The 25,182-nt window shown below is 62.8% G+C and carries 19 protein-coding genes; 14 read left to right on the forward strand and 5 right to left on the reverse strand.

Going from position 1 to position 25,182, the window contains the following annotated elements:
- The first annotated feature begins 297 nt into the window (after window positions 1-297).
- On the forward strand, window positions 298-1,611 hold the full coding sequence (locus H6P80_RS14735) for an LLM class flavin-dependent oxidoreductase (RefSeq protein WP_185802189.1): 1,314 nt from the start codon (window positions 298-300) through the stop codon (window positions 1,609-1,611).
- Window positions 1,612-1,639: 28 nt separating this feature from the next.
- On the opposite strand, the gene H6P80_RS14740 is transcribed toward H6P80_RS14735, so the two are convergent.
- A complete protein-coding gene (locus H6P80_RS14740; RefSeq protein ID WP_185802190.1) occupies window positions 1,640-2,968 on the reverse strand; it encodes an IclR family transcriptional regulator domain-containing protein in 1,329 nt (442 codons plus the stop codon).
- Between the two features lie 112 nt (window positions 2,969-3,080).
- Here H6P80_RS14740 and H6P80_RS14745 point away from each other — a divergent pair, with 112 nt between their 5' ends.
- Window positions 3,081-4,040 carry a VOC family protein gene (locus H6P80_RS14745; RefSeq protein WP_185802191.1) on the forward strand — a complete coding sequence of 320 codons (960 nt, stop codon included), beginning with the start codon at window positions 3,081-3,083 and terminating at the stop codon, window positions 4,038-4,040.
- 15 nt (window positions 4,041-4,055) lie between these two features.
- On the forward strand, window positions 4,056-4,892 hold the full coding sequence (locus H6P80_RS14750) for a fumarylacetoacetate hydrolase family protein (RefSeq protein WP_185802192.1): 837 nt from the start codon (window positions 4,056-4,058) through the stop codon (window positions 4,890-4,892).
- 25 nt (window positions 4,893-4,917) lie between these two features.
- Here the strand turns inward: H6P80_RS14750 and H6P80_RS14755 are convergent, their stop codons facing one another.
- Window positions 4,918-5,712 (reverse strand): IclR family transcriptional regulator, encoded by a 795-nt coding sequence (locus tag H6P80_RS14755; protein WP_185802193.1) that lies wholly within the window; start codon window positions 5,710-5,712, stop codon window positions 4,918-4,920.
- A gap of 191 nt (window positions 5,713-5,903) precedes the next feature.
- Here H6P80_RS14755 and H6P80_RS14760 point away from each other — a divergent pair, with 191 nt between their 5' ends.
- The 4 genes from H6P80_RS14760 to H6P80_RS14775 all read left to right on the forward strand — a co-directional run bounded on the left by H6P80_RS14760 (window position 5,904) and on the right by H6P80_RS14775 (window position 11,365).
- Complete coding sequence (locus H6P80_RS14760; protein WP_235973966.1) at window positions 5,904-7,136, forward strand: FAD-dependent monooxygenase; 1,233 nt, start codon at window positions 5,904-5,906, stop codon at window positions 7,134-7,136.
- 4 nt (window positions 7,137-7,140) lie between these two features.
- Window positions 7,141-8,337, forward strand: a complete 1,197-nt coding sequence (locus H6P80_RS14765; RefSeq protein WP_185802195.1) for an alpha/beta hydrolase family protein — start codon at window positions 7,141-7,143, stop codon at window positions 8,335-8,337.
- Window positions 8,327-9,199, forward strand: a complete 873-nt coding sequence (locus tag H6P80_RS14770; RefSeq protein WP_185802196.1) for a helix-turn-helix transcriptional regulator — start codon at window positions 8,327-8,329, stop codon at window positions 9,197-9,199. Before H6P80_RS14765 ends, H6P80_RS14770 begins: the two co-directional genes overlap by 11 nt.
- Window positions 9,200-9,268: 69 nt before the next feature.
- The gene (locus tag H6P80_RS14775; protein WP_185802197.1) at window positions 9,269-11,365 is read left to right on the forward strand and encodes a PQQ-dependent dehydrogenase, methanol/ethanol family; all 2,097 of its coding nucleotides are present in this window, start codon (window positions 9,269-9,271) and stop codon (window positions 11,363-11,365) included.
- Window positions 11,366-11,375: 10 nt separating this feature from the next.
- Here the strand turns inward: H6P80_RS14775 and H6P80_RS14780 are convergent, their stop codons facing one another.
- Both H6P80_RS14780 and H6P80_RS14785 read right to left on the reverse strand, forming a co-directional pair.
- Window positions 11,376-12,362 (reverse strand): ABC transporter substrate-binding protein, encoded by a 987-nt coding sequence (locus tag H6P80_RS14780; RefSeq protein ID WP_185802198.1) that lies wholly within the window; start codon window positions 12,360-12,362, stop codon window positions 11,376-11,378.
- Between the two features lie 25 nt (window positions 12,363-12,387).
- The gene (locus tag H6P80_RS14785; protein WP_185802199.1) at window positions 12,388-13,416 is read right to left on the reverse strand and encodes a 5-methyltetrahydropteroyltriglutamate--homocysteine methyltransferase; all 1,029 of its coding nucleotides are present in this window, start codon (window positions 13,414-13,416) and stop codon (window positions 12,388-12,390) included.
- A 206-nt stretch (window positions 13,417-13,622) separates the two neighbouring features.
- Here H6P80_RS14785 and H6P80_RS14790 point away from each other — a divergent pair, with 206 nt between their 5' ends.
- The 4 genes from H6P80_RS14790 (at window position 13,623) to H6P80_RS16420 (ending at window position 20,277) form a co-directional block, all read left to right on the forward strand.
- Complete coding sequence (locus H6P80_RS14790; protein ID WP_185802489.1) at window positions 13,623-14,234, forward strand: TetR/AcrR family transcriptional regulator; 612 nt, start codon at window positions 13,623-13,625, stop codon at window positions 14,232-14,234.
- 117 nt (window positions 14,235-14,351) lie between these two features.
- Complete coding sequence (locus tag H6P80_RS14795) at window positions 14,352-15,620, forward strand: efflux RND transporter periplasmic adaptor subunit (RefSeq protein ID WP_185802200.1); 1,269 nt, start codon at window positions 14,352-14,354, stop codon at window positions 15,618-15,620.
- Between the two features lie 67 nt (window positions 15,621-15,687).
- Window positions 15,688-18,870, forward strand: a complete 3,183-nt coding sequence (locus H6P80_RS14800; protein WP_185802201.1) for an efflux RND transporter permease subunit — start codon at window positions 15,688-15,690, stop codon at window positions 18,868-18,870.
- A gap of 12 nt (window positions 18,871-18,882) precedes the next feature.
- Window positions 18,883-20,277: an efflux transporter outer membrane subunit gene (locus tag H6P80_RS16420; protein ID WP_221893048.1), complete on the forward strand. Its 1,395-nt coding sequence runs from the start codon at window positions 18,883-18,885 to the stop codon at window positions 20,275-20,277.
- Between the two features lies 1 nt (window position 20,278).
- On the opposite strand, the gene H6P80_RS14815 is transcribed toward H6P80_RS16420, so the two are convergent.
- Window positions 20,279-20,557 (reverse strand): SMP-30/gluconolactonase/LRE family protein, encoded by a 279-nt coding sequence (locus H6P80_RS14815; protein ID WP_185802202.1) that lies wholly within the window; start codon window positions 20,555-20,557, stop codon window positions 20,279-20,281.
- A gap of 211 nt (window positions 20,558-20,768) precedes the next feature.
- Between H6P80_RS14815 and H6P80_RS14820 the strand changes: the two genes are divergently transcribed.
- From H6P80_RS14820 to H6P80_RS14830, 3 genes are all read left to right on the forward strand, one after another.
- Window positions 20,769-21,536: an IclR family transcriptional regulator gene (locus H6P80_RS14820; protein WP_185802203.1), complete on the forward strand. Its 768-nt coding sequence runs from the start codon at window positions 20,769-20,771 to the stop codon at window positions 21,534-21,536.
- 141 nt (window positions 21,537-21,677) lie between these two features.
- Window positions 21,678-24,176, forward strand: a complete 2,499-nt coding sequence (locus H6P80_RS14825; RefSeq protein ID WP_185802204.1) for a TonB-dependent receptor — start codon at window positions 21,678-21,680, stop codon at window positions 24,174-24,176.
- Between the two features lie 55 nt (window positions 24,177-24,231).
- Window positions 24,232-25,179 (forward strand): TauD/TfdA dioxygenase family protein, encoded by a 948-nt coding sequence (locus tag H6P80_RS14830; RefSeq protein ID WP_221893049.1) that lies wholly within the window; start codon window positions 24,232-24,234, stop codon window positions 25,177-25,179.
- Window positions 25,180-25,182: the final 3 nt, after the last annotated feature.

Below are 25,182 nucleotides of genomic sequence, written 5' to 3' on the forward strand. Positions count from 1 at the left end.
TGAACATCCGTTGGCATCCGCGCCGCAACCAACCGAGGATATCTGCTGTGAGGCGTGCGGGAAGCCAATTTACAGGGCTCTCTCCCTGGCTTCCACGCGCTGATCTGGCGCTGATTTCGGCTTTGCGGAACGATACGGCGTCCCGGCGCGAGATAACCGGCCAAGGCAATCCGGCAGGCCAAGTTCTTCAACAATCGGCGGAATTTTCCGCAATGGAAGCAGGCTTTGGCCTTGCTCTTTCCTCCTGTCAGTTTCGCTGTTATAAGCCATGCTGTTAAAAAGGAGAGAGGGGCAGCCATGCAGTTTGGATTATTTTACGAGCATCAGTCGCCAGCGCCGTTTAGCGCGGAGGGGGATCATGAGACCTTCCAGAATGCGCTGAGCGAGCTCGAGCTGGCGGACCGTCTCGGCTATGATTACGCGTGGCTGGTGGAGCACCACTTTCTCGAAGAATATTCTCACTCATCGGCGCCGGAGGTATTTCTGGGGGCGCTGTCGCAGCGCACGAAGCGGATGCGGCTGGGGCACGGCATCTGCGTGATGCCGCCCAAGATCAACCATCCGGTGCGGGTGGCCGAACGGATTGCGACCCTGGACCTGCTGTCGGGCGGCCGGGTCGACTGGGGAACCGGGGAGAGCGGTACGGCGATGGAGCTGGAAGGCTTCGGGGTCGACTATGATACCAAGAAGGATGCCTGGCGCGAGGCGACCGAGCAATGCGCGAACATGCTGACGATGAGCCCCTATCCGGGCCATGACGGCGAGTTCTTCTCGATGCCGACGCGCAACATCGTGCCCAAGCCGCTGCAGAAGCCGCACCCGCCTCTATGGGTGGCCTGCTCGCGGCGGGATACGATCCTCCATGCGGCAAGGAACGGTATGGGGGCGCTGGTGTTCGGCTTTGCTGCGCCGGAACAGGCGGGCAAATGGGTCGAGGAATATTACGACATCATCAAGTCGGACGAGTGCGTGCCGATCGGCCATGCGGTCAATCCGAACGTCGCGATCGTGACCGCGCTGTCGGTGAACGAGGATGAGCAGGTGGCGATCGACCGGGGGACGGAGGGGTTCAAGTTCTTCGGCTACTCGCTGGGCTTCTATGCCGCGTTCGGCAAGACGACACCGGGCCATTCGACGGTCTGGGAAGACTTCAAGAAAGCCGAAGGCTCGATCGACGACAATCACGGCAATGGCGGCATCGGTACGCCCGACCAGGTATATGAGCATTGCAAGGCGTATGCGGATGTGGGGGTCGACCAGATCATCTTCGTGCAGCAGACGGGCCCGGCCAATCACGACCATATCTGCGAATCGCTCAAGCTGTTTGCCGAAACCGCGATGCCGAAACTGAAGGCGGATGAGGAGGAGCGGCTGGCGAAGAAGCAGGCCGAGCTCGCGCCCTATGTGGAGGCGGCGCTGGCGCGCAAGGCGGCGGTCGCGCTCAAGGAACCGGCCAAGGAAGAGATCGCCGAGGTCCGCTCGTTCGGCCTGCGCAAGAAGGATGCCGGCACCTTCGTCAACACTCGCTCCGACCGGGGCGGCGGCCTCGCCGTCGTCGCCGACGACCCCATGGCCCCCGTCGCCAACAATCCCACCGAAAAGGCCGAATAGCAGCGGCGCGGATTTGGCGCGGCAGGAGTCAGGATCCCGCCGCGAAGGGCTCGTCGAAACCTGCCGATTTGATGAAACTGGCGAGCAGCGCATAATAGCCGGCGATGGCGACGATCTCGGTCGCCTCGCGGCGGCCCAGCCGGTCGACCGCTGGGCCCAGCAAATGGGGCGGCGCTTCGCCGGTATCGACAACGGCCTGGCACAGCTCGATCACCGTTGCCGCAGGTTCGTCGGCGTTCTGGCATAGCGCGCCCGGTCGGGTCGCCTGCAATATAGTATCCACGACTCCAGCCGCCGTCGCGATTGAGGCATGGTAATTCCATTCATAACCACATTCGACCGCGCCCGCCGTTGTGAGGATCGCGATTTCCCGCAGATCGTCCGGCAGCGCCGAGGAATAACGGAGTGCGGCCCCGACCTCCTGGATCGTCTCGGTCAGTTGCGGAGCGTCCAGCATGGCGAGAAAGGGGCTCGGCACGGAGCCGCGGGGCCCGGCCGTGATCTTGTCGACGACCCGCTGTTGGTCTGGCGTTGCGCCTGCAAGGCTTGCCGGGAGGCCGATCAGTTGATCGTCCTGCAACGATAATTTCGGAAGGGGTGCCGGCTCCGCAGCGCCGAATTCCCGGTCTCGCGCGGACGCTATCCGGCCAGCGACGGTGTGCAGCAGCGCCACTATCTCCCCCTCGTCCGAACGATCGAACCGCTTTTTCGGGACGATCATCGCCAGCGCGGCAGGGTCTTCATTGACTTCCGACGGAACGGGCACCGCGATCCCCACACTGCCATGGTCCAATTCGCCGCGAGATATGTCGAAGCCCTTTCGGCGGATGGCCGAAAGCTCTGCACGCCGCTTTTCCCATATGTCCGGATCGAGCCGCGACGGCGTGATACCTTCGGCTGCTGCGACAAGCGCCTTTTGCCGGGCTGATGGGAGCTGCGCCAGTACGACGCGGCCGCCTGCGCCTTTCATCATCGGCATGGTCCGGCCCCGCCCATAGCTGACGGTAATGCCGGGATCGTGGCTGGCGTGGTTCAGCACGAGGATGCGATTGCCGGACAGCCCGATCAGTTGCAGGTCGCAATGCCGCGCCGCGCCGATTTCGGCCATGATGTGCTCGCCGGCATCGAGCAGGGGATCCGAGGAGCGGATCAGATAGTCGAGTTCGATGGCGCGCGGCCCCAGCCGATAGGCGCCGCCGAACCGGGTGAGTAGCCCGGCGTCGCAGAGTGCTTTCAGATAGCGATAGGCGGTCGCGCGGGTGAGGCCGAAAGCCTCCTGCACCACGTCCGGCGTGATCGAAGGCTGGTCCGGCGAAAAGAGATCCAGCAGACCGAGCATTTTCGAGAGGCTAGACATTGCGGCTCCTGAAGGGGTGATTTTTCGGCATTATCTCATATTATGAGATTTTACTCTAGAAGCTGCCGAGAAAAATGGTAGTATCGGAGATTGTTCAACAATAGCGGATTCTATGCAGGCCAGATCACCCCTTCTCTCTCTCGGCTATGTCGGTGTGACGACGACGCAGCTCGACGAATGGGCGAGCTTCGCGACGGACTTGCTCGGGATGCAGATTGGCGCGCGAGACGCCCGCGTCCTGGCGCTACGTACCGACGGCCGGTCTCAGCGACTGTTCGTGGAAAGCGGCGAGGGGGAGCGGGTGCAGGTGATGGGCTGGGAGGTTGCCGATGGCGACGCGCTGGCCGGTCTCGCGACCCGGCTTTCAGACGCGGGGCATGAGGTGACACCAGGCAGCGCCGAGCTCGCCGAACAGCGCCGCGTCGCCGGGCTTGCCGTGGCGCATGATCCCGTAGGCAACCGGCTCGAATTCTTTCACGATGCCGCCGACGCAGCGGAACCCTTCGCGCCGTCTCGTGCGATAAGCGGTTTTCGAACTGGGCCGCTGGGGCTCGGTCATGCCGTCCTGACCGTGCGGTCTGTCGATGCGATCTTGCCCTTCTACACCGATCTTCTGGGCTTTCGTCTCAGCGATTACGCGTTGCGTCCGTTCGGGGCCTATTTCTTCCATCTCAATAGCCGCCACCACAGTTTCGCCGTGGTCGAGACGGGCGAGGACGGATTCCATCACCTGATGGTCGAGCTCAATTCGCTCGACGATGTCGGCCAGGCCTATGATCTTGCGCAGCTTGAGGACGGCCGGGTTGGCGTGACCCTAGGCCGCCATAGCAACGACTTCATGACCTCCTTCTACGCCCGGTCGCCCTCCGGCTTCATGATCGAATATGGCTGGGGCGGTCGGTCGATCGACCCGGAGAATTGGGAGCCGTTCGAATGCGACTACGGGCCGAGCCTGTGGGGCCATGAACGGTCCTGGCTCGACAATGCCAAACGGGCCGAGGCGCGGAAGCTGAGACTGGATGCAGCGGCGCAAGGGCGGCGCGCGCCGGACTTCGTCCGCGGGAATGACTGACGTGAGAGGAATGACATGAAGCTTGTGAGTTTCGAATATCAGGGCCGTCCGGGCTGGGGAATCGCCGAAGAGCAGGGCCTTCGCGATATGAGCGCGGCGCTGCCGGGTATCGCGTCGCTCAAGGCGCTGTTGGCCGCCGACGCGCTGGATGCGGCGCGCGAAGCGGCGGCTTCGGCGCCGTCACTGGCGATGGATGCGGTAACCCTACTGCCGGTGATCCCCGATCCCTCGAAAATCATATGCTGCGGTCTCAACTATGACGAACATCGCATCGAATCGAACAATCCGGAGCGCGGCCATCCGACCCTATTCGTCCGTTTCGCCGACAGCCAGGCGGCGCATGGTGCGCGGGTCGAGCATCCCCCCGAAACCACCAAGCTCGACTATGAGGCCGAGCTCGCGGTGGTGATCGGGCACGGCGGACGCCGGATCGCGCGTGACGCGGCATGGAGCCATGTCGCCGGCTATGCCTGCTACAACGATATCAGCGTCCGCGACTGGCAGAAGCACAGTTCGCAGATGACGCCGGGCAAGAATTTTCCGACGACGGGCTCGTTTGGTCCCTGGCTTGTGACACGCGATGAAATCGACGATCTCGCTTCGCTCGCAATTCGCTCCCGGCTCAACGGGAAAGTGATGCAGGACGCACATCTCGGGGACATGATCTTCGATATTCCGCAGCTGATCGAATATATCTCCACCTTCACGCCGCTTTCGCCCGGTGACGTGATCCTCACCGGTACGCCGGGGGGCGTGGGTTTGCGGCGGGATCCTCCAGTATTCATGAAGCCCGGCGATCGGATCGAAGTGGAAATCGAGAAGATCGGGCTGCTTGCCAACCCGATCGTCTGAAGAGACGACCAATGCGACCGGCGGTCTAGTCCTCGGCCGCGGCGGCGCCTAGCCGTTCGGAGATGTTCTGCGCTTTCTCAACGAGCAGGGTAGTGTAAGCTTTCTGCCGCTCGCCGACGACATAGTCGGTCGGGCCGAGCAGCGTGATAGCGGCGGCCAACTGGTGGCCATAATCGAAGATCGGCACCGCGATGCCGGCGAAATTCCGGTGGAGATTGCCGACCGTAGTCGCATAGCCGGCCTTGCGCGTCTTCTCGATATCCGCGTTCAGCTCCTTGGCGGACGGCACCTTCGCTCGCTTGCTGGCGGCCTCGTAGGCGTTTTGGGCTTTCATCGCCCTGGCCGATTCGGATTTCGGCAAATGGGCCAGATAAACAAGGCCGGTCGCTGAGGTTTTGAGCGGCAGGATATAGCCAAGCCTGATAGAGAACGCCCCCTGCAGCGTCCCGTCGGCCTTGGCCACGATGCAAGGGCCGCGATCGCCCCAGAGCGATAGATAGACCGCGCAATCGGTATCGTCGCGAAGGTCGTTCAAAACGTCCGTGGCCAGGCTCACCACGTCAAGCTGGCGAATCGCCGCCAGCCCTAGCTGGATCGCGAAGGATCCGAGGCCGTAATGGCCATTGCTCATATCCTGATAGGCCATGTCTTCGCGCACGAAGCTGACGAGATACAGGTGCGCCTTGCTGGGCGGCATTTCGGCCCGTGCCGCGATTTCCCGCAACGGTAGAGGTCCGTTCGCTGTCCTGAGAACCCGAAGCACCCGGAATCCGACCTCGATAGACTGAACGCGCCTGCGAGACTGAGCGGTATCTGCCATGGCCGGTCTTGCCCCTTCGCTTGCCATCACCTGCTCCCCTCACTGCCCCAGCTCGGTCGCCGATGTCCACCGATCTTGTGGGCGGTGCGGAAAGAGTAGTCAGAGTCCCGCATGTCTGATAATGACGAATGCGATTCGTTAAAATAGAGAATGCGAATGAAGGCTGGCGTGGATGCAGAAGGGTAGAGGGCTTGAAGAATAATCTGGCGATCGGGATTGTCGGCGGCGGAATCGGGGGGCTGACGGCAGCGCTTGCCCTGCTGCGCCGCGGCTTTAAGGTGTCGGTATATGAGCAGGCGCCGGTTCTGCAGGAAGTCGGTGCGGGCCTTCAGATCAGCCCGAACGGCGTGCGCGTGTTGGCGTCACTGGGGCTGATGGAGGAACTGGAAAAAATCAGCTTCGTGCCGCAGGGCAAGGAAATTCGCCTGTGGAGTACCGGCGATACCTGGAAGCTGTTCGATCTCGGCGCTGAATCGGTGGAACGCTACGGCTTCCCCTATATCACCGTCCACCGCAACGATTTGCACCAGATGCTGCTCAAGGCGGTGGAGGCGCTCTCGCCCGATGCGATCCATCTCGGCCATCGCTTCACCGAGGTCGAGCGCAATGACGGCCAGGCAACCCTTGCCTTCGACGGCAAGCCCACGGCGACCTTCGATGTCGTGATCGGTGCCGATGGTGTCCATTCGAAGATGCGCGAGCTGTTGTTCGGATCGGGACCTGTCAAGTTCACCGGTATCGTTGCCTGGCGCGGCGTCATTCCGATGGAATTGCTGCCCGAAGAACTCGCCAGGCCGGTCGGCGTAAATTGGGTGGGGCCGGGCGGCCATGTCATCCATTATCCCATCCGCAACGGCGAATTGATGAACTTTACCAGCGTCGTCGAGCGGCAGGACTGGCAGGTGGAATCCTGGTCCACCCCGGGCACCAACCAGGAATATCATGACGATTATCCCGGTTGGAACGAAGAGGTGCACGCTTATATAGCGGCCATCCCCCAGCCTTTCAAATGGGCGCTGATCGCGCGACCACCGATGCAGCGCTGGGTGGAAGGGCGCGTCGCCTTGCTCGGCGATGCTTGCCACCCGTCCTTGCCATTTCTCGCCCAAGGCGCAGTCATGGCGCTCGAAGACGGGTGCATCCTCGCTCGCGCCTTCGACGATTGCGACACCGTTGAGGAAGCGCTCGAGGTTTATCAACGCATGCGCGTGCCGCGTACGACCAAGGCCGTCCAGGGCGCCTATGCCAATACGAAGCGCTTCCATAATCCGGCGCTGGCCGATCCCGCCGGGGCCCAGGCTTATGTCGACGAGCAATGGCAACCCGACCGTGTCGTTGAACGCTATGAATGGCTGTTCCGGTACGACGCAACTGGCGTGCCGCTGACGGATAACAGCGTCGACGCGACAGTGGCGGCAGAGTAGCGCGATGCCGACGCCTTCCAGCCAGACGACCGTGGAATGGACCCGAACCCCACTGATCGTGTCTTTTGCGGACAATCCCAAATTCACCGAAACCTATGGTTTTGCCGGAAATTCCGGCAAGGTGAATCTCGAAGGACAGTTGCTCCGCGATCCGCAATCGACCTCGCGTACGGTCTATATATTCATGCATCCGACCTCAGTGCTGCATCTCTTGCCGATGCCGACCGCGCTTGCCGATGCGGGCCTCCACGTGCTGTGCGCGGCCAGCCGTTATCCGCGTAACGATACGGCGCTGATCTTTGAAAAGGTCGCGATCGATCTCGGCAAATGGGTCGCCCATGCGCGGGACGAACTCGGCTATGACAAGGTCGTGCTGGTCGGCTGGTCGGGCGGCGGATCGCTATCGCTTTTCTATCAGGCGCAGGCCGAGAATCCGAGCGTCATCGAAACCCCCGCTGGCGATCCGGTCGATCTGACCGCGGCCGGTTTGCGCCCGGCCGACGGCGTGATCTTCATCGCCGCCCATCTTTCGCGGGCTGAGACGCTCACCGAATGGCTCGATCCCTCGGTGCGCGACGAACTCGATCCGGATAATCGCGATCCCGAACTCGATATCTACTCGCCCGATTGCCCGCACCAGCCGCCTTATGATGAGGAATTCATCAAGCGTTTCCGCGAGGCGCAACGCGCGCGCAACCGGCGGATCACACAATGGGCGACCAACGAACTGGCCCGGCTCCAGGCCAAGGGCACGGCCGAACAGGAGCGCGCTTTCGTTGTTCATCGCACGATGTGCGACGTGCGCTGGCTGGACCCAGCCGTCGATCCTTCGGACAGGAAGCCGGGTTGGACCTATATGGGCGATCCAGTTGCGGTGAATGTCGGGCCGGTCGGTCTGGCGCGCTACACCACGTTGCGCTCCTGGCTCAGCCAGTGGAGCTACGACAAGTCCAACGCCAAGGGCCCGATGAACGCGGCGCGCATTCACAATACGCCCGTGCTCCAGATCGAGAACACGGCCGACGAGGCCGTGCCCGCGACGCACAACCCCACGATCCGCGATGCCTTGGCGACGTCGGACAAGGAATATGTGCGGCTGGAAGGCGCGACGCATTATTATCTGGGTCAACCCGAACTCCTCGCCCGGTGCATCGACTCCGTGATCGACTGGAGTCGGCGAAAGGGCCTGCTTGCCGAATGATCGCGCCTCCGGTTCGATCGACTATGCGCGCGCGGGCAGCGCGCCGCCCTTCGCGATGCCGGCGCGCGGAAAGGCCGAGGAACGGTCGGTGCCGGACTGTTTCGCCGATCTTATCAGCGCCATTGGCAGTGATCGCTTCCCCCGCCGTTTCTTGAAAGCGATGCAGGTCCTGGCAGATGTGGAGCTATGCTCCGTCTTCCAGCGCAGCCCGACAGAGCCCGTCAGGTTGCTCTTTGCCGAAGGGGACCAGCCCCACAATTCGGATTTTCCGTTTCGCGCATCGCTGGACTATGCGCGCACCCATTGGCGTTCGGATCATCAGATTTCCCAACTTTCCCGATCCGGTCGCAAGGCACCGGTCGTCGTACGCAAATGCGCGGCGGAGATCGCTGATCCAGCCTATCGCAGCGCCTGTTACGAACGGGCTGGGATCATAGAGCGGGTTTCAATCTTCTGGCCCGGGCCGCCGACCCTCGTCGCCAATGGCTATCGCACTGCGCAAAGTCCATCTTTCTCCGCCCTCGATATCGACCGGCTGGAGCGCCATGCGGGATTGCTGATGGCGGCGGTGGATCGTCACCGGCAGGCCGGCGCGAGCGCCGGGCCGATGTTCAACGAGCCGGATCTCGTCCAGTCGCTGATGGCGCTCCGCTGCCGTCTCAGCATGCGCGAGGCGGAGATCTCGGCGGCGATGATACTCGGAGAAACGCAGGAAGAAATCGCGAGCCGCAAGCGGCTCTCACATGGCAGCGTCGTCACCTATCGCCGGCGAGCATACAATAAGCTGGGCGTCGGCAATCGCCGCGATCTTCTGCGCCTCTACCGCCGGATGGCGACCGGCGAATTACCCATCCCGGAATGATTGCTATCAAAAATTGCCATATATAAACTAGGCTGATAAATAGCCGCAAAATTTGGGAAGAGGATGGGTATGCGGGATTTCTTGAAAACCGTTTTGATCGGCGGCGTGGCTCTCGGCACGGCTCATATGGCGATGGCGACCTTTCCGGCTGCCAATGTCAATCAGCAGCGGCTGCTCGCCGCCGACAGCGAGCCCGGCCAGTGGATGTCGCATGGTCGCACCTATGGAGAGCAGCGCTTCAGCCCTCTCGACGCGATCAACGACGGCAATGTCGGCGAACTGAGCTTGGCCTGGTTTGCCGATCTCCCGGTCGATCGGGGCATGGAGGGCACGCCGCTGATGGTCGATGGCGTCCTCTACAATACCGAACCCTGGAACGTTACCGTCGCCTATAATGCGGCGACCGGCGAAGAATTGTGGCGCTTCGACCCGGAGGTCGATCGCGACAAGGGCCGGCATGCCTGTTGCGATGTCATCACCCGGGGAATCGCGGCTTGGGAAGGCAAGATCATCATTGCCACCCTGGACGGCCGGTTGATCGCGGTAGACGCAGAGACGGGTGAGCCTGTGTGGAGCGTCGCGACCTTCGACCCGGTCTGGCCCTATACGATCACGGGCGCGCCGCGCGTGTTCGATGGCAGGGTGCTGATCGGCAATGCTGGCGCAGAGGGCGCCGCGCGCGGCTATGTCACCGCCTATGATGCCGATACCGGCGAGCAGCTCTGGCGCTTCTATACGGTGCCCGGCAATCCTGCGGACGGCTTTGAAAGCGAGGCCATGGAGATGGCCGCGGGCACCTGGTTCGGCGAATGGTGGGAACGCGGCGGCGGGGGTACGGTCTGGGATTCGATCGTCTACGATCCGGAACTCGATCTCGTCTATATCGGCGTCGGCAATGGCGGGCCCTGGCCGCAAATCTATCGCAGCCCCGGCGGCGGCGACAATCTCTTCCTTTCGTCGATCGTCGCGTTGCGCGCCGATACCGGCGAATATGTCTGGCACTATCAGACGACGCCCGGCGAAGAATGGGATTATACCGCGACCCAGTCTATGATCTTGGCCGATCTCGAGCTCGACGGCGAAACCCGCCAGGTCCTGATGCAGGCGCCTAAAAACGGCTTTTTCTATATCCTCGACCGGGCGACCGGCGAACTGCTGTCGGCCGAGCCTTATGTGGCCATGAACTGGGCGACGGGTATCGACATGGAAACCGGACGGCCGATCATGAACCCGGAAACGCGCTACGGCGAAACCCCGGTTATCGTCACGCCGGGGCCGGCAGGCGGACATAATTGGCACTCGATGGCCTATAGCCCGCAAACCGGCCTCGCCTATTTTCCGGTGACCCAGATGTATATGGCTTATTCGGTCAACCCGGATTTCCGGCAGACCCCGGGCAATATGAGCCAGCTCGGTATTGCGTCGACCGGCTTCGACCTGACCCGGCAAGCCGCGAGCGAATTTGCCGAGCGTCACAACGAGACATGGCTGACGGCCTGGGATCCGGTCTCGCAGCAAGAGCGTTGGCGCGTGCCCTATCCGCAACGGGGCAGCGGCGGCCTGCTCGCCACGGCCGGCAATCTCGTTTTCCAGGGAACCGTTCTCGGGACCTTCGCGGCCTATCGCGCCGATACCGGCGAGAAGCTTTGGGAAATGCCCGTCCAGCAAGTGCCGATTGCCGGCGCGATCAGCTATATGATCGACGGTGAGCAATATATTGCCGTCAATGCCGGATGGGGCGGCGGGCTCGCCCATTCGACGAGCGTCGGTTCGCTCGGTTTCACCGTTTCGGCATCTCCGCGCCTGCTGGTGTTCAAACTGGGCGGGACCGCACAGCTACCGCCCGTCGGCGATGCCGGGCCGGAACTGGTGCGCCCGGAAGAAACCGATGCCAGCCCGGCGACGATCGCACAGGGCGAGCGACTCTATGCCGATTATTGCTCTAGTTGTCATGGCGAGCAGGCGCGTGGGGGTATCAAGGATCTTCGCCGGATGTCACCGGCGACCCATGCGGAATTTATGGATATCGTCCGTGGCGGTTCGCGTCGGGAACAGGGCATGGCGAGCTTTGCCGATCTGGTCAGCAACGAGGACGCGATTGCGATCCATGCCTATCTGATCCGCAGGGCAAATCAGGACTGGGACAGCCTGACGGCGGGCGAATGAGGGGTTGTCGCTAGCGCGTCAGCGCTTCCTCGTAGATGCTGGGATCGATCAGCCCGGATAGCTCTTCGCGGCTGCGGGGCGGGCGGCCGCTCTGCTCGGCGAGCCAGAGCTCCTCTTCGACCAGCACGTCGAGCAGGTCGTCGGGAAGCGCTGCGGGAAAGCTCAGATAGGGCCAGGAGCGGACGATTTCGTCGGGCCTGAAGCCCGCCGCCGCGGCGACCAGAGCCTGCGCTTCGCCCGGCTCCTCGCCCATCTGCTCCGACGCGTCGATCAGTGCACGGACGAACGCAACTATCCTTGCGCGCTTTGCCGGGTCGGCGAGATTGGCGGCTGTGCTGTTGAGGTTGAAGAGTTCGCGATAGATCCCTTCGCCGCTGAATTCGACGATATCCTCGCCAAGAACCTCCGCCGCGTTGCCGGCGAACGGCTCCCAGATCGCGACGGCATCGACCTCGCGATTCGCGAGCGCCTCGTCCATCTCGTCGACCGAAACGCGGATGGCGTCGACATCGGAGATCGTGAGCCCTGCTCGGGCAAGCATCCGACCGAGAAAATAGCCGGCGGATGTCGGCGCAAGGGTGGCGATCCGCTTGCCTTCGAGATCGGCGATTCTTTCGATGCCCGCCGATCGGCGCGCGACGATCCGGTAATGGCCTTCGGTTACGGTCAGGATGATCCGGACGCCGGGATGATCGACCGAATAGCGCAGCGCCTGGGTTTCCGCATGAGTGGCGATATCGGCAACCCCCGCTTCACCGAAGCTCGGCTCGGTAACCCCGACGAGATTGGGAATGCCGCCATCGCGAACGCTATACTCGGCACCGTAGAGAGTGTGCGCCGTCAGCAACACGGGCGCTATCTCCACCGTGTGCTGGCTGCCATGGATCGCCAGGGGTGCGGCGCTTCCCGGGCGCGGGTCCGGTGGCGTGATGCAGGCCGCAAAAAGCGGCGTGGCCACCGCCATTGTCCCGGCCAGTCCGATGCGTTGCAGATTCATGCCGCTTCCCCCTCGATGCGATCGTCTAGAGGCTGTCGCGGACGAGCGCAGCGCCCTCGACCATCGCGCACATTTTCCCATAGGCGATGTCGCGCGGGACATATTTGAACCCGCAATCGGGCGCGACGATGATCCGTTCGACGTCCACCTCGGTCATCGCCCGGCGGATCCGCTCGGCGACGACATCCGGCGTTTCGATTGCCGGATCGTTCAGATCCAGTACGCCGACCATGATGTGCTTGTCCTTGAGCGGCTTCAGCTCGGTCGGGTCGAGATGCGGTTGGGCCGTCTCCACCGATACCTGGTCGATCTTGGTGCCAGCGAGCTCGGCGAGATAGTCATAGCCCTTGGGCCGGTCGCCATGGATGATCGCGGCATAGCCGAAGCACAAATGCAGCGCGGTGATTCCATTCGTGCCGTCGAGCGCGCGGTCGATCGCCTGGGGGCCATATTCGCGGGCCTTTTCGGGCCGGGCCTGCAGATAGGGTTCGTCGATCTGGACGATGTCCGCGCCGGCCGCGAAAAGATCCCTGATCTCCTCGTTCACGGCCGCGGCATAGTCGAGCGCCATTTCGGCTTCGCTCTGGTAGAAATCATTCTGGGCCTGCTGGGTCATGGTGAAGGGCCCGGGCACGGTGATCTTGATCTTGCGGTCGGTATGCTTGCGCAGAAATTCGACGTCGCGAACCTGCACGGGATGCTTGCGCCGAATCTTTCCCGTGATCCGCGGAACCGGATTGGCATGGCCGCTACGATCGAGCGCGGTGCCGGGATTGTCCATGTCCACGCCTTCCAGCGCTGTGGCGAACCGGTTCGAATAGCTTTCCCGCCGCATCTCGCCGTCGGTGATGATGTCGAGCCCGGCGCGTTCCTGCTGATGGATCGCCATGATCGTGGCATCGTCCTGGGCTTCGTCGAGAAATTCCGGAATAGGGCGCCAGAGCTCTAGCGCGCGCACCCGCGGCGGGAAGCGGCCCGCCAGCTTGTCGCGATCGATTAGCCAATCGGGCATTGCATAGGATCCGACCAAGGTGGTGGGCAGCAGTTTGTCCATGCTCTCTCTCCAGCTCCGTTTATATTTTATAACAGCCAAGCGAACACATAACGGAGGGGCCGGCAATTGTCATGGGCTTCGAGTGAGGGACATCCCGTTGAAGGTTCGCGCGGGGCCGGCGATCCTTCGATCGCGCGGTGGCCGGCGAAACCGGCAATTCGAGATAAGTGGATTTATGGCGCAAGGCACATTATATCCCGGTCGGTATGAATGTAACCGCACCTCTCGCCCGCAAGGGTCGGCCGCGCGAATTTTGCGTGGAAACCGCGCTGAGCGCGGCCCTCGGCGTATTCTGGACGAAGGGTTTCGACGCCGCGTCGCTGACCGACCTCACCGAGGCGATGGGCGTCACACGGCCCAGCCTCTATGCTGCGTTTGGCAATAAGGAACAACTCTTCAAGAGCGCGCTCGACCTCTATGAGCGGGAGAAGCTCGCTTATGTCAGCAATGCGATGGCCGCACCGACGGCGCGCGGTGTTGCCGAAGCGTTGCTTTACGGTGCGCTCGATCTGTTGGCGCAGGACGACGAGACGCGGGGGTGCCTCGGCGTTCTCAGCACCATGGCCTGCAATGCCGAAGCCGATTCCATCCGTGAGGATGTACTTGCGCGGCAGCAGTCCTCGAAAGACGCCATGATCGCACGGTTCCAGCGTGCCGCGGACGAGGGCGAACTTCCTGCCGGAATGAGCCCGCAGGCGATCGCCGACTATTTGCGGGCGATCATGCAGGGGCTTTCTATACAAGCCCGGTCCGGGGCCGGGCGTCCCGAACTCGAACAGATCGTGGAGACGAGTCTGGCGCTCTGGCCGACAAAATAGGCTTTCATACCGCCTAGTATAAATTTCTCTTGACGATCGCCGGGCTTATTTCGTACCAATCGGTACGAAATCAAAAAGGCACGACTTGATCGTGCTATCATCCGAGAGAAAACGATAATGAACATGCTCACGCGCATCAGCGCGGGCGCAGCGTCGGCGTTGCCGGAGTCCGCCCGCACCCTATCGACCCGCCGCAGGATTCTCCTCGCGGTTCTGGCCGGGGCGTTCCTCGCCCTGCTCGCGCTCGCCGTCTGGGCCTATAGCGGAGACCGTGCCGAAGCCGCGCCGGCATTGCCGCTGGTGACCGTGGCGACACCGCTGCAACGCGAAATCCAGGAATGGAGTGACAATATCGGCCGTTTCGAACCGAGCCGCAGCGTCGAAGTGCGCCCTCGCGTGTCCGGTGCAATCGTCGGCATCCACTTCACCGACGGCGCGTCCGTTCAGCGCGGGCAATTGCTCTTCACCATCGATCCGCGGCCGTATCGTGCTGCGCTCGCCGAAGCGCAGGGGCGGCTCGCCAGCGCGCGCAGCCAGCTGGGGCTTGCCCGAACCAATCTCGATCGGGCCGAACGACTCCTGCCCGAAGAGGCGATTTCCGAAAGCGATGTCGATCGGCTGCGTGCCGAAGTGCGAGTTGCCGAAGCAGCCGCAGCGACGGCCGGCGCGCAGGTACGCGCGCGTGCTCTCGACGTCGAATTCACCCAGGTTCGTGCGCCGATTTCCGGCCGGGTATCGGACCGCCGCATCGATATTGGAAACCTGGTGGGCGCCGGCGACGGGCCTGGTGGAACGCTGCTGACGACGATCAATACGCTCAATCCGATCTATTTCGTCTTCGAGGGGTCGGAGGGCGATTTTCTGCGCAACCGGCGATCGGAAGCCGGCGATAACGGGCCGGTGCAGGTCGATATCCGCCTGCAGGACGAGACCGATTATAGCTGGCACGGCACACTCGATTTCACCGATAACGGCCTCGATTCCCGCTCGGGCACGATCCGCCGCCGCGCGGTGCTCGACAATCCCGACGAATTCCTGACCCCCGGCATGTTCGGCCATATGCGCCTTACTGCCGGTGATCCCAGCCCCGCGCTGTTGATCCCGGACTCCGCGATTCAGAGCGATCAGGAACGCAAGCTTGTCCTGACGGTCGCCGAGGACGGTACCGTTACCGCCAAGACGGTGGAGCTGGGTCCGATTGTCGACGGATTGCGTGTCGTGCGCAGCGGGCTCGAGCCGACCGACCGGGTGATCATCGCGGGCGTGCAGGTGGCTGCGCCGGGCGCGTCCGTACGGGTGGAACGCGGACGGATTGCGCCGATGCGTGGCGAACCCGTTGCGGTCGCCCGTATGCCAGTTGCCGGGCAGGCAAGCTTCGCCAACTAGAAGCCGAAATCAAAACGGGGCCGGCCTTTGCGCGGGTTCTGCAAACAGGGATCGAACGGAAGAGACTATGCGCCTCTCACGCTTTTTCATCACGCGGCCGATCTTCGCCGCCGTCATCGCGATCGTCATCACGATCGTCGGGGCGATCGCCTATCCGAGCCTGCCGGTAGCGCAATATCCTGATATCGTGCCGCCGACGGTTACCGTTTCCGCATCCTTTCCCGGCGCTTCGGCGGAAACCGTCGCGGAAACCGTGGCGGCGCCGCTCGAGCAGGAGATCAACGGCGTCGAGCACATGCTCTATCTGTCCTCGCAATCGACCGGTGACGGCGCGCTGACGATCACCGCCACCTTCGAACCGGGCACCGATCTCGATGCGGCGCAGGTGCTGGTGCAGAACCGTGTCGCCGTTGCCGAGCCGCGCCTGCCCGAAGACGTGCGCCGCAATGGTGTCGTCACGCGCAAGTCCACGCCGGATATCTTGCTCGCCGTCAATCTGGTGTCCCCCGATCACAGCCTCGATCGGCAGTATCTGTCCAACTATGCGGTCAGCCGGATTCGCGATCGGTTGGCACGCATCGATGGCGTCGGCGAGGTCCGCATCCTCGGCGGCAGCGATTATGCCATGCGTGTCTGGATCGATCCGGGCCGGGCGGCCGCGCTTGACCTTACTGCCGGAGAGATCATCGCAGCGCTGCGGGGGCAAAATGTGCAGGTTGCGGCCGGTATACTGGGCCAGCCCGGCGGGCAGGATCTCGACCAGAGTTTCCAGTTGAACGTCGAGACCCAGGGCCGGCTGACCGATCCGGACGAGTTCGCGAATATCGTCGTGCGTACCGATGAAGCCGGACGCCAGATCCGCGTGTCGGATTTCGCGCGCGTCGAGCTGGGCTCGTCGGACTATGCCTCGAACGCCTATCTCTCGGGTGAGCCCAGCGTCGTCATCGGCATTTTGCAGCGCCCCGGCACCAATGCCCTGGCCGCCGCCCAGAGTGTCGAGGGCGAACTCGAAACGCTATCGGCGGATTTTCCGCCGGGCCTCGCCTATGAACTCGTCTACAATCCTACGCGCTTCATCTCCCAGTCGATCGACGCGGTGATGGAGACGATCCTGGAGGCGATCTTTCTCGTCGCGCTCGTCATCCTGCTGTTCCTGCAGCGCTGGCGTGCGGCGATCATCCCGGTGCTGGCCATCCCGGTATCACTGACGGGGACGATGGCGGTGCTTGCGGCGGTCGGATATTCGATCAACAATCTCTCGCTCTTCGGGCTCGTGCTGGCGATCGGTATCGTCGTCGACGACGCCATCGTTGTCGTCGAGAATGTCGAAAGAAACCTGCGCCGGGGTCTCGCGCCGATAGAAGCCGCCAAGACCTCGATGGACGAGGTCGGCGCGGCGCTGATCGCCATCGTCCTTGTGCTGTGCGCGGTTTTCATTCCATCGCTGTTCCTGTCCGGCCTGACCGGCGGCTTCTACCGTCAGTTCGCGGTGACGATTTCGGCGGCAACGGTGATCTCGCTGATATTGTCGCTGACGCTTTCTCCGGCGCTCGCGGCGATCCTTCTCAAGAATGAGGAGGAAAACGCATCGCGCAGCCGGTTTGGCCAATGGATCAAGCGCGGCGGCGACACCTTTAATCGTTGGTTTGACCGGGCGAGCGCCGCCTATTCGCGCCTTGTCTCGCGGTTATTGCGCCGGCCGCGCGCGATGCTTGCCGGGTATGCGGCGATGATCGCTGCGACCGCCGCGATCTTCCTGGCCACGCCGACGGGTTTCATCCCCGCCGTCGACCAGGGCTATTTCCTGACGATCGTGCAGCTGCCCCCGGGCGCGTCGCTCGAACGGACCGACGCCGTCACCAGGGAGGTCGCGGAGCGGGTCGCCGACATTGATGGCGTCGAGGGTACGGTCGCGATCGTCGGCTTCGACGGCGCCTCGCAGACCCAGGCACCGAATTTCGCCGCCACTTTTGTCGTGCTCAACAGTTTTGAGGATCGCGAGGCGCTCGGCGTCAGCTATGACGATATTATCGCCGAGGCGCATGCAAGGACGGCGGACCTCACGGGGGCATCGCTGCTCATGGTCCCGCCGCCCGTGATCCGCGGCGTCGGTTCGGCCGGAGGTTTCCAGTTCATGCTGCAGGACCGGGGCGGGCATGGCTATGATGGCCTCGCCCAGCAGGCGGGCGCGATCATCGGCCCGGCAAATGGGCGGGACGAGCTGGCCATGGCCTATACGCTGTTCAACAATTCGACGCCCAATATCTTTGCCGATATCGATCGCGACAAGGCCGAACTGCTGGGTGTGCCGCCCGAACGCGTGTTCGAGACGCTGAGCGTCTATCTCGGCTCGTCCTTCGTCAACGACTTCAATTTTCTGGGGCGTACCTACCGGGTCACGGCGCAGGCCGATGCGCCGTATCGCGCAACCGAATCGGACATCGCCAACCTGCGGACGCGCTCGAATTCCGGAGAGATGGTGCCGATCGGTTCGGTCGCGACCTTCCGCAGCGAAACCGGGCCGTACCGCGTGATGCGCTACAACCTCTATCCGGCGATCGAGATCGCGGGCGACACCGCGCCGGGCTATTCGGCGGGACAGGCACTGTCGGCCATGGAGGAACTTGCCGACACGAATCTCGGCGCAGGCTATGGCTATGAATGGTCGGGCATCGCCTATCAGCAGCAGGCGGCGGGCAACACCGCGGCGCTGGTCTTCGTCCTTGCCGTCGTCTTCGTGTTCCTGGTGCTCGCGGCGCAGTTCGAAAGTGTTACCCTGCCGCTATCGATCATCCTGATCGTGCCGATGTGCCTGTTCGCGGCGATGGTCGGGGTCAATCTGCGCGGCATGGACAATAATGTGCTGACCCAGATCGGTCTCGTGGTGCTGATCGGTCTCGCCGCGAAGAACGCGATCCTGATCGTCGAATTCGCCAAGCAGGCGGAAGAGCGCGACGGCCTGAGCCCGGTGGATGCGGCCATCACGGCCGCCGGTACAAGGCTGCGCCCGATCGTGATGACGAGCCTTGCCTTCATTCTCGGCGTCGTGCCGCTGGTGCTGGCTTCCGGGGCCGGCGCGGAGTTGCGCCAGGCGCTGGGCACGGCGGTGTTCTTTGGGATGATCGGCGTCACCGCCTTCGGCCTGCTCTTCACGCCAACCTTTTACGTCGTGTGCCGATCGCTCGGAGACTGGTTCGGCCGTCGGCGCTGGCGCCGCCCGCGGGCCGACCTCGTCCCGAGCACCAACTGAAGGACAATGTTCATGCGACCGCTTCTCTCGCTCACCTCGCTCCTCGTCCTGGCCGCCTGCGCCGTTGGGCCGGATTATGTGGAGCCGCTGCCGCCGTCTTCTGCGCAAGGCGATTTCGTCTCGCTCGGCGATGCCGTGACGACAGATGCGCCGCGCGGTGACTGGTGGCGCCTGTACGACGATCCCGTGCTCGACGGTTTCGTGACGCAGGCGCTGGAGGAAAATACCGATATCCGCGTTGCGCTCGCCAATGTGGCCCGCGCCCGGGCCGGCCTGCGCCGCGCCGGTTCGGATGCAGGGCCCGAGCTCGAAGCCGGGCTTGGCGGGAATTACGGGCGGTCCATTGCGCCCGACGGCGGTCTGACGTCCGAGGACTGGCAGTTTCAGGCGAGCGCCGGGGTCTCATACGAGATCGACCTCTTCGGCCGCGTATCGCGTGGCGTAGAGGCGGCGCGCGGGGATCTGGCGGCAGCCGAAGCCGATGCCCAGGCGGTGCGGATTCTCGTCGCCGCGGAAACAACGCGCGCCTATGCCGATTTCGTTGCGGCGCGCGAGCAGCTCGCCGTGGCCGAACGCATTGTCGCGCTGCTCGACGAATCGCTCAGCCTGACACAGCGCCGCCGCGAGGTCGGGCTGGCGACGCGTTTCGATACCGCCCGGCTTGCCACTTTGCGCGACCAGCGCTCGGCGGAGGTACCGCTCTTTGCCGCCCGCCGCGATGCCGCGCTGTTCAGCCTCGCAGCGTTAACCGGCAATACGCCGGCCGGGTTTCCCGCTTCGGCGATCCCCCGGCACGAGAGCCTGGCGTTGGACACGACCGTCCCGGTCGGCGACGGCGCGGCGCTGCTCGCCCGGCGCCCGGACGTCCGCGCCGCCGAGCGCCGCCTCGCTGCCGCGACTGCGCGCGTCGGCGTTGTGACCGCCGATCTCTTCCCGCGAATCTCGCTGGGTGCTTCGGCCGCGTCGGTCGGCGGCGATCTCGGCGATGTGCTGACGGGCGGGCCGATCGGTTGGCTGCTCGGCGGCCTGCTCGACTGGGCGATCAATCCCGGCCGGGCAGAGGCGGAAATCGCCATCGCCAACGCCGAAGCCGATGGGCTTCTTGCCGAATTCGACGGTGCCGTGCTGCGCGCATTGCAGGAAACCGACACCGCCTTGTCGGCCTATGGCCATTCGCTCGAACGACAAGCCGCGCTGGGCTCGGCGCTGGAGGAAGCACGCGCCGCGCTGCGCATCGCCCAGGTGCGGCAGCGAGAGGGCGATATCGGGTTGCTCGAACTGCTGGATGCGCAGCGGACCTTTGCCGATACCGAAGCCGACTATTCCGGCGCGAGGGCGGATGTCGCGTCGGCGCAGATCGACCTGTTTCTCGCGCTTGGTGGTGGCTGGGGGGATCGCCCAGCATGACCTAGGGAAGCTCGGAAATATCGACGAACATGATCCCGTTTGTCCAAAGCTGCGGCACGATTGCCCGGCGGCGAACCGGATCGTAACCGATTGATGCCGGGTCCGGAATATTGCCAGCGATTTCGCTGACGGCTCCGGTCGTTGCGACATGCAGCAGCGCCGAACCGCGGATCGACGACACGAGAAAACCGCCGTCTTCCAATATGACGAGGCCGTCGTTGCGATCATAGGGTAGGGCTATGGTGCGCAGCAATATTCCCGATGGTGCGCGAATCTCCATTTTGGCGGCGCCGCTTGAGACGTAGACGATGTTGCCTTGGGCATCGATATGCTGTCCGGCCTTGCGAGCGAGATGTGATATTCCATGTGGCGAACGCGGCTCTCTACCAAAACCCCAACTTTGCAAATACGCTGGCGCGCGGGCCGAATCAGAATTACGCGCTCCTCTGGCGAGAGATCGTCCCGCATCACCTTGAGCTTGGGAAACTATAATGGCTGCCTCTCAAACCCGCGGATCGGGCCCCAAGCTGATCGCCCTCCTGAAACAGATCGCAGAGGTCGGGCACGCCGTCGCGTTGAAGGACATTGCCGAAAAGGCGGACTTGCCTCCCAGTTCGGCGCATCGGCTGATGACGATCCTTGTCCAGACGGGAATGGTCGAACGCGGCGCGCACCAGACGTATCGGCCGGGACGCGAACTCTACCGGATCGCCTCGTTGCTCCGATCGCAATTCGATCTTGCCGACGTCGCGAGACCGTATCTAGAGCGCCTCTGGTCGGATTGGCAGGAAACCACCGTATTGTGCCTGTTCAACCCATCGACACTTACGGCAACAATCGTCGATGCTGTCATCACGCCGCATCCGCTTCGCTATGCCGTCGATATCGGCCTTGAGCTTTCATTGCCCTGGGGTTCTCTCGGCCGCTCCATGCTCGCCTGTCTTGAATCATCGCAGGTCGACGAGATTTTGGGCCAAGCCACGGTCGGGCCGCTGAGCGGCCGGCCGGTGCCGCCGCGCAAGGAACTGGCAGCGGATCTCGATCGCATAAGAGAGCATGGATTTGCCGACTATAGCGATCCTGAACATGATGTGGCGGGCGTCGCCGCGCCGCTCACAGGCGCCGGGGGGAGGCTGGTAGGCTGTATCGGAATCACCATGCCGGTACGACGGTTTCGAGCGCATGAAGGCGCAGGAATGGGCGAAGCGGTGCGGGCGGTCACACAAGAACTATGCACGTTGCTCGAAATGCAGGGATGAGAGCGCCACTATAATTCCATTATACGGAATAATGATTCTGCATAATGGAATTTTCTTGACCTGTTGAATCCTCAACATAGTATTTCGCTCGGACGAGCCCGCAGAGGCACGCCAGCGGAAATCATTGGAGGGGGATCTGCCATGAAGTATGCAGTCTATTCACGTATTCCGGCCATAGCGTCGCACGCGACGATCGCGACGGTGCTGGCCCTGGCTAGCCATTCGGCCAACGCCCAAACGACGGGCAATGGCGAGCAGGCGGCGAACGATGATCGTGTCATTATCGTTACCGCGCAGTTTCGCGAGCAGAATCTTCAGGATACGCCGCTCGCCATTACGGCGCTGAATGCCGAAATGCTCGAGGCCCGGGGGCAGACCAACATAGCCGATGTCGGCGTAACCGCACCGAACGTTACGTTGCGCGAAGCGGCGGCAACATATGGGCCGGCTACGGTGGCTTATATTCGCGGTGTCGGCCAGCGCGACACGACCTTCGCGCTCGAACCCGGTGTCGGCATATATATTGACGATGTCTATTTCCCGACGCTGCATGGCTCGCAGCTAGAACTCATCGATCTCGACAGGGTCGAAATCTTGCGCGGTCCGCAGGGCACCCTCGCCGGCCAGAACTCGATCGGCGGCGCGATCCGGCTCTACTCGCAGGTGCCGGACGGCGATACCGAAGGCTATGTCCAGGCGACCTATGGCAGCTACGACCGTATGGAGCTGCGCGGCGCCGTCAGCTTTCCGCTGAGCAGCAATCTGTTCGCCCGCGTTTCGGGAACGGCTGCGCGGCGCGACGGCTATATCACCCGCTACGATTTCGCCTGCACGCATCCGGGCACGGCCATTCCCAGCACTGTTACCGATGCCGACGACTGCGTTCTCGGTACCGAGGGCGGCAGGGACTATGTCGCGGGACGACTGGCGCTGCGCTGGGAGCCTTCGGACCGCGTTTCGCTCGATATCATCGCCGATATCACCGAGGATAACAGTGAAGTCGGTCCGACGACGCTCATTTTCGTCGGGCAGCCCGGCCCTCCCGGTGTCGTCGCGGCGGGTTCCGGCGGTGCGCCCGCTTATTTCCTGAACGGTGTGCCTTATGGCACTGCCGCCGGCTCGCAATTCGTATCCTATTCGCCTTACGGAAACTTCGCGCTCGATCCGTTCAGCAACAGTCCGTATATCAGTTACGAGAACTACGCCGATATCGCCCCGCGCGATGGCAGCGCGCCATGGCAGGCTCCGCTGACGGGCTCGATCGACAGTTGGGGCGTTTCGGCCAATCTCAATATTGAACTGTCGGATACTGTTTCGATCACCTCGATCACCGGCTATCGCGAGTTCAGCGGCGATTATTCCTCAGGCGATGGCTCGCCTTTGTCGCCAACGCTTCAGGCCAATCGCGTCTTCAACGAACAGTTCAGTCAGGAAATCCGGCTCAATGCCGAGATCGCCGATATCGTGAACCTGACCGTGGGCGGCTTTTATTTCGACAAGGAAAGCCGCAACGCCTCGCGTATCACCTTGGTGCCGTTCAACTTTACCGAGGAAAATATCGTTCCTCAGGAAACGCTGGCGGTCTTTGCCAATGCCGATATCGCGATCACCGACCGGCTGAACCTGGTCTTCGGCATCCGCTACACGGATCAGGAGAAGGAGTTCCAATATGGCCGTTTCGGCGTTCCGGGCTCGGACGGCCTTCTCAACGGTTCCGGACCGCCGCCGACGGGTGCCAACGGCACCGATGGCGCGGCGCCCTTCCAGGTCGCGGGCCTGAACGGATTGGTCGGAACGTTCGAAGGCGAACGCGTCGATTATCGCGGGGCAATCCAGTATCGCTGGTCCGACGCCTTCATGACCTATGCTCAATATTCGACGGGCTTCAAAGGCGGCGGCATCAACCCGCGACCGTTCTTCGTGACACAGGCTCTACCGCATGGTCCCGAGACGCTCGAAGCATGGGAAATCGGGTTCAAGAGCGATTTGCTCGACCGCCGGGTGCGGCTCAATGCGTCGGCCTTCTGGAACAGCTACAGCGACATCCTCGTCACGGTTTCCAACTGCCCGCTGCCCGGTCCGTTCCCGCCGGCACCGTGCGCCCTGCCGCTCAACGCCGGCGAGGCCGATGTACGCGGTTTCGAACTGGAAATGGCGGCCGAGCCCGTGGACGGTTTGCTGATCGATGCCTCGCTGGCCTATCTCGATTTCGACTACAAATCGCTGTCGCCGCAAGCGGTGGCGTCGGGTATCGGGCTCGAAGATGACGGCCAATATATTCAGCAATGGCAATGGAGTATCGGCGCGCAATATGCGATCGACCTCGGCGGCGCCGGTACGCTGACACCGCGAGTCGATATCAATTTCGAGGATGATTACGCGCGCAACGCGAACAATGTCGATGCCGCCACAGGCGGCGTCGATATGTTCGGGCAGCTTCAGAGCCGCACGCTCGTCAATGCACGGCTCACCTATCTAGAGCCGGATGAGGATTGGCAGGTGTCGCTCGAAGTCCGAAATCTGACCGACGAACTCTATTATACGGATATTTTCGACAATCGCGGGTCGACCAACTCGATCCAGGGGCGGCCCGGTATGCCGCGCACCTGGGCGGTGACGTTCCGCTACAATTTCGACTAGGTACCGCGCGCCGGGGCGACATGCGTCCTGGCCGCATGTTACAGGAGTGACCGTTATGGCCAGCCTTGCGACTGCTGATTCAGCGACCAGGACGGGTACGCTTGTCGCCGGATTGCCGATGCCTGAATTCGCGCATATCGGCGTCGAACCGATCAGCGGTGCGTGCGGCGCCGAGATATCGGGGGTCGATCTCACCAAGCCGTTGGAAGGCGCAATACTCGACGAAGTCATGAAGGCGTTCGAGCATTTCCTCGTCATTGTCTTTCGGGATCAGGATTTGACGCCCGGGCAGCACAAGGCCTTTTCGCGCCAGTTCGGCGAGATCATGGAACTGCCCCAGGCGCCGACCTATGGCGACCACCAGGATATGCAGGAGGTGCGCCGCGAGGCCGACGAGCCGGAAAATGTTGTGCCGTCCTTCGAACATTTTCACACCGACAGCCCGTTCCTGCTCCGGCCACCGCTTGGTATCGTCATGCGGGCGCTCGAAGTGCCCAAATATGGCGGGGATACGGCCTTTTCGAGTGCCTATCTCGTTTACGAAAATCTTTCGAACGGGATGAAGGAGCTGCTTGATGGCCTCCAGATCGTCTATTCGGGCAAGCATATCTGGGCGAACAATGAAAAGCTGCCACTGGAAGAGCGGCTAAGGCTCCGGGAATCGCACGACTTTTCCGAGGACGAACTCGAAAACATCCATCCCGCTGTCCGCATCCATCCGCGCACCGGGCGCAAGGCGCTCTTCGCGACGACCGCCTATTTCCAGCGCTTCGTCGGTTGGAGCGAGGAGGAGAGCCGTGCGCTGCTCGATTATTTGCAAAGCCTTGCCCAAAGGCTGCATTATCATTGCCGGGTGAATTGGCGGAAGGACACTCTGATCGTGTGGGACAATCGCTTCCTCCTTCACCGCGGCGTCCACGACTTCAAGTTCGAGCGGCGTCATCTCATCCGCACGACGATCATGGGCGAACGCCCCTTGGGGGTGGCGGATGCAGTTGCCTGATTT

It is taken from the genome of Parasphingopyxis marina, assembly GCF_014237875.1.
GTDB classification, from domain to species: Bacteria; Pseudomonadota; Alphaproteobacteria; order Sphingomonadales; family Sphingomonadaceae; genus Parasphingopyxis; species Parasphingopyxis marina.